This window comes from Clostridioides sp. LIBA-2809 (assembly GCF_056688965.1).
Genome location: NZ_CP197004.1, coordinates 917,907 through 930,371, shown reverse-complemented (window position 1 = coordinate 930,371; position 12,465 = coordinate 917,907). Strand labels below are relative to the sequence as shown.

Annotated in this window: 12 protein-coding genes; 3 read left to right on the top strand and 9 right to left on the bottom strand. The window is 31.5% G+C overall.

The annotated features are described in order from the left end of the window. Positions 1-5 precede the first annotated feature (5 nt). The 6 genes from ACTG44_RS04595 to ACTG44_RS04570 form a co-directional block, all read right to left on the bottom strand. Positions 6-1,241: a CaiB/BaiF CoA transferase family protein gene (locus ACTG44_RS04595; RefSeq protein ID WP_479921381.1), complete on the bottom strand. Its 1,236-nt coding sequence runs from the start codon at positions 1,239-1,241 to the stop codon at positions 6-8. Between the two features lie 137 nt (positions 1,242-1,378). Next, entirely contained in the window at positions 1,379-2,719 is a 1,341-nt protein-coding gene (locus ACTG44_RS04590) for a GntP family permease (RefSeq protein WP_021383672.1), read from the bottom strand. Positions 2,720-2,813: 94 nt separating this feature from the next. After that, positions 2,814-3,608 (bottom strand): enoyl-CoA hydratase-related protein, encoded by a 795-nt coding sequence (locus ACTG44_RS04585; protein ID WP_479921380.1) that lies wholly within the window; start codon positions 3,606-3,608, stop codon positions 2,814-2,816. Positions 3,609-4,208: 600 nt separating this feature from the next. Next, positions 4,209-5,402: a CaiB/BaiF CoA transferase family protein gene (locus ACTG44_RS04580; RefSeq protein ID WP_479918252.1), complete on the bottom strand. Its 1,194-nt coding sequence runs from the start codon at positions 5,400-5,402 to the stop codon at positions 4,209-4,211. Between the two features lie 76 nt (positions 5,403-5,478). Then, positions 5,479-6,741, bottom strand: a complete 1,263-nt coding sequence (locus tag ACTG44_RS04575) for an SLC13 family permease (protein ID WP_021383604.1) — start codon at positions 6,739-6,741, stop codon at positions 5,479-5,481. A gap of 31 nt (positions 6,742-6,772) precedes the next feature. After that, the gene (locus tag ACTG44_RS04570; protein ID WP_021383600.1) at positions 6,773-7,678 is read right to left on the bottom strand and encodes a hydroxymethylglutaryl-CoA lyase; all 906 of its coding nucleotides are present in this window, start codon (positions 7,676-7,678) and stop codon (positions 6,773-6,775) included. A gap of 270 nt (positions 7,679-7,948) precedes the next feature. Here ACTG44_RS04570 and ACTG44_RS04565 point away from each other — a divergent pair, with 270 nt between their 5' ends. Next, on the top strand, positions 7,949-8,953 hold the full coding sequence (locus ACTG44_RS04565; protein ID WP_479918250.1) for a substrate-binding domain-containing protein: 1,005 nt from the start codon (positions 7,949-7,951) through the stop codon (positions 8,951-8,953). A 138-nt stretch (positions 8,954-9,091) separates the two neighbouring features. On the opposite strand, the gene ACTG44_RS04560 is transcribed toward ACTG44_RS04565, so the two are convergent. Then, positions 9,092-9,814 carry a YebC/PmpR family DNA-binding transcriptional regulator gene (locus ACTG44_RS04560; protein ID WP_021383652.1) on the bottom strand — a complete coding sequence of 241 codons (723 nt, stop codon included), beginning with the start codon at positions 9,812-9,814 and terminating at the stop codon, positions 9,092-9,094. A gap of 82 nt (positions 9,815-9,896) precedes the next feature. Beyond that, the gene (nadE, locus tag ACTG44_RS04555; protein ID WP_021383617.1) at positions 9,897-10,652 is read right to left on the bottom strand and encodes an NAD(+) synthase; all 756 of its coding nucleotides are present in this window, start codon (positions 10,650-10,652) and stop codon (positions 9,897-9,899) included. A 178-nt stretch (positions 10,653-10,830) separates the two neighbouring features. Between nadE and ACTG44_RS04550 the strand changes: the two genes are divergently transcribed. Both ACTG44_RS04550 and ACTG44_RS04545 read left to right on the top strand, forming a co-directional pair. Then, on the top strand, positions 10,831-11,217 hold the full coding sequence (locus tag ACTG44_RS04550) for a sulfite exporter TauE/SafE family protein (RefSeq protein WP_227821561.1): 387 nt from the start codon (positions 10,831-10,833) through the stop codon (positions 11,215-11,217). Further along, complete coding sequence (locus tag ACTG44_RS04545; RefSeq protein ID WP_021383663.1) at positions 11,217-11,594, top strand: sulfite exporter TauE/SafE family protein; 378 nt, start codon at positions 11,217-11,219, stop codon at positions 11,592-11,594. The genes ACTG44_RS04550 and ACTG44_RS04545 overlap by 1 nt, the downstream gene beginning before the upstream one ends. Before the next feature lie 84 nt (positions 11,595-11,678). Here the strand turns inward: ACTG44_RS04545 and ACTG44_RS04540 are convergent, their stop codons facing one another. Further along, positions 11,679-12,323 carry a YigZ family protein gene (locus ACTG44_RS04540; RefSeq protein ID WP_479918249.1) on the bottom strand — a complete coding sequence of 215 codons (645 nt, stop codon included), beginning with the start codon at positions 12,321-12,323 and terminating at the stop codon, positions 11,679-11,681. Positions 12,324-12,465 lie beyond the last annotated feature (142 nt).

The following is a 12,465-nucleotide window of genomic DNA, read 5'->3' as shown; positions in this document are numbered from 1 at the left end:
CCTATTTATTGACATACTTCACATGTTTCTTTATTCATTGCTACAATTCCAGACTCAATTAGAGCTTCTATATCAGAATCACTGTATCCAAGTTCTCTTAATATCTCATCTGAATGTTCTCCTATAAGTGGTGCATCACAGGTCATGTTAACTTCAATATTTCCAAACTTAACTGGAGTGGATGCAAGCATCGTCTTATTTCCATTTTTACTTGTATGTTCATATATATAGTTATTAGCAATAGCCTGTTCATCAGTTACTACATCGTTAACATGTTGAATTCTTTCATGGGCTATATCCGCAGTAGTAAGCTTTTCGACCATCTCATTTTGAGTGAATTTTGCAAATTCACCATCCAAAATATTAATCAGTTCTGTAGCATTTTTCTTACTTTCTACTGAAGATGCAAATTTCTCTTCTTTTATTAAATCTTCTCTTCCAAATAATCTACAAAGTGACTCAAAATATCTCTCATGCTCTAGGATACTTAAGAATATCCATTTTCCATCTTTACAACGATAAGAGTTTATTACTGGAGAAATAGCATTCTTTCTAGTTTTTGGATACTCATCGCTAAACTGTGTAGATGCTAATAAAGATGATGCATTCCATATTGCTTGTCCGAATAAAGAGGCCATTACTTTTTGCCCTTTTCCAGTCTTAGCTTGTTGGTATAAAGCTGCACATATACCTCCAGATAAACTACAAGAAGTTGTGGCATCTCCAAAAGCTATAGGTGGATTTATTGGACTTGTATCCTTCTCTGCGATATCAAGCATAGCTCCACTTCTTGCCCAAAATGCAACTGTATCAAAACCTGCATTATCCTTAGCAGGTCCAAAATCACCAAAACCATTTATTTGTCCCCAGATAAGATGTGGATGCTTTTCACTTAATGATTCATAGTCAAGACCTAGCCTTTTTAATGCTCCTGTTCTATAGCTTGAAACAAATACGTTTGCTTCACTTAAAAGCTTATCCATAATTTCAATTCCTGCTTCGCTCTTAAGATTTATAGACAAACCTCTTTTATTTGAATTATATGTACTGTAAAAAGGATTATTATCATCATCTATTGGCATTGTCATTGTTGCCCCTGTCTTTCTTCCTGGGTCTCCAAAACTCGGCTCTACCTTAATAACATCAGCACCCCAGTCAGCTAATATTTTAGAAGTACCTGGACCTGCTACAAAATATGTTAAGTCAATTACCTTAACTCCTTCTAATGGTTTATTTAACACTTTCAATTCCTCCTTATACTGTCAACTTGGTATTTTAAATATGGTATTCATGTTACTAAAACATAAAATTTATTATATATATTTTGAAAATTGATTTTACATATCAAAATATAATTTATACTTTTTTATCTTTTCTGTTATGGTAATCCTGGGAACATTGTAAAGAGAAGAACTGCTACTACAGTTCCAATAATTGGGGTTAAAACAGTTACCCAAAATATTGGCATATAGGCATCCTTATGTGATTCTTTACATAGACCATTTGTTACAGTAACTATATATCCGTTGTGTGGAAGTGAATCTAATGCTGCTGATGAAATTGCCATAGTTCTAGTTAACGCTGCAGCAGAAACACCTTTAGCTAAAAATACTGGTCCAAGAAGTGGAGCGGCAATTCCAAGTCCACCTGAAGCTGACCCACAGATACCTGCAATAACTGTAGTCCCAACCGCAGCCCCTGCAATAGGAGGTCCAGGAATATTAGTCATAGCATTAACTATAAAGTCAAAACCAACTGCTGATTTTACAACTGAACCAAACGCAACTACAGCACAAGTATTACATATTGCTACTACTGTAGTTTTACATGCATCACCAACATGTCCAACTATTTTGCTATTATCTTGATATTTATTTAACAATAAATACACTAATAAAGCTCCTATAAACACTCCCACCTCAATTGGTACTATTGCTTGTCCATTAATTTTTACATTGATTATTAGGATTGATACTATTAATGGAATTAATGCAATTAGACCATTAGGACCATTTTCTCTCTTAGAATTAGTTGTTGCTACTTCATCAAATATATCTGATTCATGTGCTATAAAATGTCCACCATTAGCCTTTTCCTTTGAAACCATTTTGTATAAAATGATACTTCCAACTACAAACATTACTGCACATGATATAAATCCATTTACTGCTCCAGCCATAATATCTGTCCCTAAGGTTGAAGCTGGAACAATATTATGAATCTGTGGTGCTCCTGGTGCAACCATAGCAAAAGTTGAACAGCCAAAAGTCAAAGCTGCTGGTATGAATCTTCGTGGTAAATCAGCTTCTTTAAAAATTTCTAAAGCTATCGGAAACACTGCAAAACTTACAACGAAAACACTCACTCCCCCATAGGCCAATATTCCACATGCTATTGGAATAGAAAGCAATGCTTTATCCTTACCAATCCATCTTACAATCATCTTAGCAATAGATTTTGCCCCGCCAGTAATCTCCATTATTTTTCCCATTAAAGTACCCGTTAGGAAAATAAAGAAATTTGCCTGAAGAAATCCAACAAATCCTGTCATATAATCCACCTTAAGTGCATTATATACATTTAAATTTCCTGTTATAGCAACTAGTAATGAACATACAATTGCTATTATAAAAATATTTACTCCCTTCATAACCATTACAACTAGAAGGGATAGGGCTATGATAATTCCTACTAAACTTATAATTACTCCCGTATTCATAAATTAACTCCTTTTAAAATTAAACTATATGTATTTTTTCACGAAATTTAGATTTTTAATATGTTCTACATTTCTTCCAATTTAATTATAATAGCTACTTATTTTCAAAAATCGGTTTTCTCTTTTCTATAAATGCATCCATTCCTTCTTGTTTATCTCTTGTAGCAAAAGTTAAACCTGCAATATCTTTCTCTAGTTCAAGAGCATTTTTTAAATCCATATCTATTCCTTTATTAATAACTACTTTTGCATATCTTATTGCTATTGGTGCTTTTTCAACTATTTGATTCATCATCTTCATTGCCTCTTCTAAAAGCACATCACTTGGAACTACTTTATTAATAAGACCAATAGATTTAGCTTCTTCTGCATTTACTTGCCTTCCTGTAAAAATTAATTCTTTAGCTATCCCAGTTCCAACAAGTCTTGATAATCTTTGAGTTCCGCCAAAACATGGAATGACTCCTAAATTAACTTCAGGCTGTCCAAATATAGCCTTTTCTGATGCAATTCTAATGTCACAACTCATAGCAAGTTCACATCCACCACCTAATGCATATCCATTAACTGCTGCTATTACTGTTTTCTCAAGAGCTTCAATTTTATCAAAAATCCCTTGGGCATAACCTGCATATTTTCTTCCTTCTTCACTTTTATAGTTTTGCATCTGACGTATGTCAGCTCCAGCTACAAAAACTTTACCTTCTCCAGTAATAATAACTCCTAATATTTCCTCCTTTTCTGATACTACATCAACAACTTGAGATAATTCTCTAAGGGTGTCATTGTCAAGAGCATTTAAAGCTTTAGGTCTATTTATAGTAATAACACAGACTTTATCCTCAACTTCCACCTTAAGATTTTTTAAATTTTCCATTACAAATCCCATCATATTCCCCCCATTATTCATTGTTATTTTTTCTACACTTTCTTGTTAATATATATTAGCAAGTTCTAAGCCAACTTATATTTAATTTCTTTATTTTCATTAAAAAATTGTTTTTTTTTGATAAAATAAACAAAATATACATAAATTTCACTTAATTTCTAATAATTTTTAACTTTAGAATTGATTAAATTGTAATTCACTAAAGAATTTTTATCCAATAAAACCCATAAAACAATATTTTTGTCTCATTTTAGAGAAAATACTTAAAAAACACAGTCTCATTTTTGAGAATGCGGTCTCATTTTTGATATTTTCATTAAAATAATTTAAGTAACATGCCCATAAGCCTCTTTACAGTCTAATAAAGAATCTTTAGAACATATAGGTAACTTATTTTCTATCAATTTAAATTGTTAATACTTTAGTTTAGTATATCTATATATCTGTTCCAATAGTATAAATTTTTAACGAAAATAGGAAAATCCACAAAGACTTAATGTCTAAATAGATTTTCCTATCTTAAATGCTTATGATAATTTTAGATTTGATTTACAATTCTTAGGAGAGAATAAATATTATATTTATACTTTTTCTCTAAAATCAAATAACTCCATTTTCTTTTAAATCATTTATTTTATCACTATCAAAACCAAGCCAACTACTATAAATCTCCTCATTATTTTCTCCTAAAGATGGTGCTGGTACATTAATTTGGGCTTTTGTTGCCATCAACTTAACTGGATTTCCATTGACTCTCATATCTCCTATAATAGGATGTCTCATATCTACAATCATTTCCCTTGCTTTTGCAATGTGTTCATCTGTTGTAACACTACCAAGATTATAAATAGGTGCAGCAGGAACGCCAGCTTCTGATATTAAATCAACTGCTTCTTTTATTGTATGCTTAACAGACCATTTTTCTATTTCTGGTTTAAGAGCCTTATGATGTTCACAACGCTTAAGATTTGTTTTAAATCTTTCATCTTCTAAAAGTTCCTCTCTAAAAAGTACTTTTTTACACAATTTTTCAAACAATTTATCATTACCACAACCTATTACAAAATTACCATCACTTGCCTTAAAAGAATCATAAGGGTAAGCAGAAGCGTATCTATTACCCATAAGTTCAGGCTGACCAGAATCAAAATATCTTTGTATGCCAGTTTCAAGAGATGATACAACTGAATCAACGAGGGAAATATCTACTCTTTGTCCTTTTCCAAATATCTTTCTAGCATTAAGTGCCATAAGTATGCCAATAGTTAAATTCATACCTCCCAATACATCTCCCATAGCATTTCCTACTCTTGTTGGTTCTCCTCCTTCAGTTCCTGTTATACTCATAAGTCCACCCATTGCTTGTGCAATAATATCATATCCTGGACGCTCTGAATATGGTCCATAACAGCCAAAACCTGACACAGCTCCATAAATTATTTGATTATTAACTTTAGATAATTCATCATAACCAAGCCCTAACTTTTCCATTACACCTGGTCTATAATTTTCTACAACAACATCAGCCTCTTTTACCATTTCTAAGAATATGTTTTTACCTTCTTCTGATTTAAGATTTAAAGTTATACCTTTCTTATTTCTATTTATATTTGCATAGTATAAACTTTCTCCATTTACAAAAGGTCCAAATTTTCTTGTATCATCACCTTTTTCTGGCACTTCTATTTTTATAACCTGTGCCCCAAAATCAGCCAACATCATTGTGCAATATGGACCTGCAAGAACTCTAGTAAGGTCAAGTACTTTTATATCGCTTAATGCTCCTTTTTTCATATCTATACCTCCAATTTATATTATATTACTCAATATTAAAAGTTGAGTTTAATGACAAATTCCTCAATTATCGAAATTAATGCATTATATGTGCTATTCCATTAAAGAATAAAACTGATACTACTGCAATAACTAATAATCCAACTGCACTCATAACGAAAAGTTGAATAAATACCTTATTTTGTTCTTCTTTATTAAAGTCTTTCTTACTTGACCCCATAGCTGCCAAAATCAATGCACCACCAGTAGAAAGTGGACTTACACCAGCAAGAGAACCTCCTACACCAACTGCTGCAATAAGTGCTAGTGGGTCTACTCCTCCAACTGACTTAGCTATATCAACACACATAGGCATCATAGTTGGATACACTACTGCTAATGCCGAACTTACCATAGACATAAGTCCTGCTGAAATACTCATAATTGGAGTAGCAGTTTTACTATTCATTAGTGATGATAATGCATTACTCATCAAGTCAATCCCTCCTGCTGCATCCACAATTGTCATCATTGCTCCCACCCCAAGGACCATTACTATTGTACTCCATGGGATTGCCTTGATACATTCTCCATCTTCAGCGATATTGAAAAGAAGAAGTATAGCCGAAACTGAAAAGGCAGCAAGTCCAACATTCATATCGAAAAATATAATAAAAGCAATCATGACTAATATACTTATAAGAGAAATTATTTGCTTTACATTAAACTTTTCTATATTCTTACTATCTATAATATTTATAGGTTTTTTAAGTTTATATCCTTTAAAAATTATGAACAATACTATTGAAAATACAATCGTTGATAAGGTTTGACATGCTAAAATAGCAGGCATAACATTTTCAATCCCAACACTCTCTGCAACAGTTGTTATAATTTGACCTTCTGGAGTAATAGGTGTCATACGACCTGCCATTAATCCACATTCGCCTATAAGTGCAAGCATTACAGGATTATAACCAACAGTTATTGCTACGGGAACAGCCATTGCTGGAATTATCGCAAGTGCTGGAATTGCACCTGGACCAACACCTGCAACAATAAATCCTGCAATAAAAACTGCTATTGGAATAAGCCAAACTCGCTTACCAGAAACAGCTACTATTTTTTCTGCAACTAACTTTAATGCTCCAGTTGAATTTACTATTGCAAAAAGTAATGTTATTCCAACAAGTGTTGTAAACATTGAGTTACTTATAGCTCCATAAAGCTCTTTTTCATCCATGCCAAATATTCTAACTGCTATGACACCAACAGCTAAAGCTAAAATCCCTGCATTATTCTTACGTACAAAAGCTAGAACAATAACACCTAAAAATAAAATTAAAGCTATAATATCCATATTGACCTCCCCAAATCATTTATTTTTTTAATCAAGACAATTGACAACTAGAAATTTCAGATTTTATATTTACATGATGACCACTATATACACCCTCTATCAAACTCTTTTGGTATTTAGATAATTCGAGAAGTTTATTAAAATCTACTCCTGTATCATATCCCATACGTTCAAGCATATACACCAAATCCTCAGTCGCAGTATTACCAGATGCACCAGGTGCAAAAGGACACCCTCCTAAACCTCCAAGTGTAGATTGAACAGTAGTAATACCAGACTCAATAGCTACAAGAGTATTAACCATCCCCATATTTCTAGTATCATGTATATGTACCTGCCATCTACATTCTGGTAATGCTTCAACTAATGCACTAATAGTCTCTCTAACTTGTTTAGGGTCAGCAATACCTATTGTATCTGCTAAGTTAATCTCTCTGATACCGTTTTCCCAAAGGCATTTACTAAATGCTACCGCATCCTCTATCTTTGGTATCCCTTCAAAAGGACAGCCAAACACTGTGGCTATTCCAACACATATATTCATTTCAGGATAAGAATCTATTATTTTTTTTAGTTCAGTAATGGATTCTTCATGAGTTCTATTTATATTTTTCTTATTGTGAGTTTCACTTAAGGAAATAACATAAGATATATCTCTTATTCCACAATCCCATGCAAGCTTAGCACCGTATAAATTTGGAACTAATGCATAAAGCTTTACATCAGGATAATTTTTTACACAGTAGGTTGCTATTTCCTTTGCATCTTTCATCTGAGGAATGGCTTTTGGACTTACAAATGAACCAATTTCTAATTCTTTAATACCAGAATCAATAAGACCATCAATAATTTTTAGTTTTTTATCTGTATCTACGAATTCTTTTAGATTTTGAAATCCATCTCTTGGACCAACTTCAAGTATATTTATCTTACTCATCTCTTTGCCCCCTTTATTTACAGTGACATAACAAGCTAGCATTGTTATATTACTGCTTAACATTGCTTAATATTAACTTATTAATAAGCTTATTTAAGCACATTATAGTATTATCTGTTAAGTTTTGTCAACACAATAAATATATTTTAAGATTTATTTATTTTCACTCATTAGGATTTGCATATTGTAGAATATTGTTCTTTGATTGGATATATGTTAAGATAATAAATGTAAGCAAGTTTAAGCAACTATTCAAGGAGGATTTTTATCATGGCAACAATCAAAGATATTGCAAAAGATTGTGGTCTTTCTTCAGCAACAGTCTCCTATGTTTTAAGTGGTAAGGGAAATGAACGAAGAATTCCACTACATACACAAGATATAGTTTTAAATTCAGCAGATAAGCTTGGATATAAACGCTCTACTCCTAGAGTACATAATCATATTCAAATAGCATTTTATTGGCAAGATTCTGGTTTTGAATTGGCATCAACCAACATATTTCAAGCAATAAACCATGTCATTTCTTTAGAGCATTTAGATATAAATATTATCATACGACCTTATACTGTTGGCCATTTATGCGATGATGAATATCTTTTTTCAAACAATTATTATGATGGTGTTGTTTTGACAGGTATTAATGCTGATGATATAGAGTACCTATTAAAAAATAAACCTAAAATTCCTGTAGTTGTTGTAAATCGTGAAATAGAAGGTTTTTCGAGTGTATCTATTGATAATGAAGAAACTGGTCGTATAGCAGCATTACATGCTATTCAAAATGGTAAAAATGACATAGCTGTTGTATTTAACCCGTCTTCATTTACATGTATGACTTTACGGGGCAAATCTTTTTTAAAGACATGTGAGGAACATGGAATATATTTACCAGATTCTATATATTATTGTTCTAACAAAATAGATAGTGGGTATGATATTGCTAAAAAAATGATTGCAAAGAACTCAATAAAAAAAGTAATCTTTTGTAACCATGATGTAGTAGCTCTTGGTATAATGAATGCATTTAATGAGTCAGGGATTTCAATTGGAAATGATGTTCAGATATTTGCAGCAAGTAATGGACCTTCAAGGCTAATGGCAAGAAGTACACCACCATTAACAGTTATAGACTTGAAAATGGAGGAAACAGCAGAACGTAGCCTTCGAATGATTATCGATATTGTTACTGGAAGAATGAGTGGTATTCAACGTCAAGTAATATACCCATCCATCATCTATAGACAATCGAGTCCTGTTCAAAACCTTTTATAATATTATTAGTTTTACAGGATATGTTTTTAGTATTTATAAAACAATTTTTACAAATATAAAAACACCTCTGAATCATATTTACATATTATTATGTAAACATGGTTTAGAGGTGTATACATTTCTAAGATATTAAAATATTTACTCTTCCATTTCCCAGTTATGATATATATCTTGAACATCATCATCTTCTTCAAGCATATCAACTAATTTATTCATCATTTTTAAATGAGCTTCTTCAGTTAGTACAGTTGTAGTTTGAGGTATCATCTTTACATCAGCAGATATAAACTCATACCCTTTAGCTTTCAACTCATCACGAACACTAGAAAAATCTTCTGGTGTAGTTATTATTTCATAACCATCTTCTTCTGTTATAAAATCTTCAGCTCCTGCTTCTAATGCAACATCCATCAATTCTTCTTCTGAAATTCCATCTCCTGAACCAACTAATATCTGTCCTTTTTTATCAAACATAAAAGAAACACATCCACTAGTTCCTAAGTTTCCTCCATTTTTATCGAAGTAGTATCTTACATTACCAGCAGTTCTGTTTTTGTTGTCAGTTAAAGTTTCTACTATAACTGCAACTCCGCCAGGTCCATAACCTTCATAAACTATAGTTTCATAGTCATCACCAGCACCTGCTCCAGCACCTTTAGCGATAGCTCTATCTATATTATCATTTGGCATATTATCTGCCTTAGCTTTTTCTATAGCTGTCTTTAAAGCTGCATTATATTCTGGGTCTGCTCCACCTTCTTTGGCAGCAACTGCTATTGCTCTAGCATGTTTAGTAAATATTTTTGCTCTTTGAGCATCTTGTTTACCTTTTCTATTAATTATATTACCTATACGTCCCATATTTCCACTCCTTAATACGTACAATTAGTTATTCTAATTTTTATCACTTGTAAATTTTATCACAAATCTTTAAAATAGTAAATTAGAACTTAGGAGGTTGCGCAGGCGTTTTTCTCTTATGCTCGCTTATTCTATGAAGTCTTTCAATTATCTCTTGGTCTCTTTGAGGAACTTCATCTAATCTACCTTGTAACACAGCATCTATCATATCGTAAGTAGTTCCCATTTCATTTTCATCTGTTTGACCTTCCCAAAGACCTGCAGAAGGAGCTTTGTTTATTAAATCTTCATGAACACCAAGTTCTTTTGCCCATTCATACACCTCTCCTTTAGTCAAATTTGCAATTGGTAAAATATCAACTCCACCATCACCAAATTTAGTAAAGTATCCTGTGTGTATTTCTGCAGCATTATCTGTACCAACAACTAGATATCCTAGATTGTTAGCAATTGTATAAATAGTACTCATTCTTACTCTTGCTCTTAAATTTGCATCTGTCATCTTTAAATATTCTGCTCTATATAAATGTTTCTCTTTTAAATTTCCTACTACCATGTCTAATATAGCACTTTGTGGCTCTATAAGGTCTAAATCAAGATATTCTATATCACATCCTTCTATAACCTTAAGTGCATCTTCTCTATCTTGAGGATTACTTTTTATGCTCATTATAACTCCCATAGAGTTTTCTGGAAATGCCTTTTTAATTAAATTAGCAACTACTGCTGAATCAATTCCCCCAGATACACCGACAATCAATCCTTTTGCATTTGCTTCATTAACCTTATTTATAAGCCATTCTACAGTTTTGTCTATTTGTATTTTTATATTTGACATTGTTATCTCCTCTCAAATTTGCTACTTTGTTTTAATATATTATACCATATATTAATATATTGTTTTAATATGTTTTTTTTTATGCAAAATTAAGTAAACATGAAAGATTATATTTAATCTTATTTTATATAAATATAATTTGCCTATTTTGGTAAAACTATTTCAGAAGGTGATTTTTATGAAAAAAACTGATGATTTGAAGAAAAAATATTTTGATTTTAATTTAAAAAATACGATAATTGGAGTTTTTACAGGATTTATAAATGGAGTTTTTGGGTCTGGAGGAGGTACTCTTTTAGTTCCGATATTAAATGACATCGTTAAGGTAGAAGAACATAAATCTCATGCAACTGCTCTTTCTATAATAATTTTCTTAACGACAGCAAGCTCTGTCTTATATGTATCTAAAGGTACTTACGACATTAATTTGACAATAAAAGTTGCAGTTGGAAGTATTCTTGGCGGTATCATAGGGGCTAAGCTACTAAATAAGGTTACTGGAAAGTTTCTTAGGATTTCTTTTGGAATAATCATGATAATTGCAGCATTAAGGATGGTGTTCTAATGTTATTTGCTTTAATTGGATTTTTTGCAGGGATTATCGGAGGAATGGGAATGGGTGGAGGAACCATCCTTATACCTGCACTCGTTTTACTTGCTGGTATCGACACTAAAATAGCTCAAAGTGTAAATTTACTTTCATCTATTCCTATGACACTTATAGCATTGGCTATACATATAAAAAATAAAAATGTAGTTTTTAAATTGGTTATACCCATAGCTGTATTTGGGGTTTTAGGTGCCATATTTGGTTCACTGTTAGCTAATTATCTATCTTCAGATATATTAAAAAAAATATTTGGGATATTTCTACTTTTAGTTGGTTTATTTGAAGTAAAAAAAGGATTCTGTGCAAAGTCTAATAAAAAGCCATTAAATTGATTTAGATTAAAACAATTTAATGGCTTTTCATTTTAAGATAAAATTTGACTGTTTAATATAATTAACTCTTTTAATCTTTTTAGATTACAATAATATTTCTCCGTTTTGTTCAGATAAATAGAATTCTTCTCCTAAAACTATTTTTCCTGTTCCATTTGTTATATCAATCATTTTTTCTGATACTTTTTCTACATCCTCTAACTTTGAATACACTATTATCTCGACATTATCTTCATATATGGTATCTTTTATGAAATACCCTAAATTCATTAATTCATTTTGTACTTTTCCAAGTTGAGTATAATCTATTTTAATCTTAACTTCTTGATACATTACCTTATAAATTATCTTACCTGCTTCCAATCCCAACTTAGCACCTTTTGTATAAGCTCTAACTAAACCACCTGCACCTAATTTTGTGCCTCCAAAATACCTAGTAACAACAACTGCTACATCTCTCAAATCTTCTTTTTTTATAACCTCTAATGTAGGTATACCTGCTGTTCCTTGTGGCTCTCCATCATCACTATATCTTTGTATATTCATATTTTGTCCAACTGTATAAGCCCATACATTATGAGTTGCATCTTTGTGCTTTTTCTTTATTTCATTTATAAATTCTAATGCTTCCTCTTCGCTCTTTATAGGTTTAGCATATCCAATAAAAACAGACTTTTCAATTGTTATTTCATCAGTTCCAAATTCATGTAATGTCCTGTAATTGCTCATTATATTTCCTCCTATTTTAATTATTTTTTAAGGTATACATCAAACATGTATTTATATATAAAATTATTCTACTAAAAAATAAATAGATTTTTATCATTTCTTTAATAACCGTTATAAAACAATTATATAATAAAATTGTATA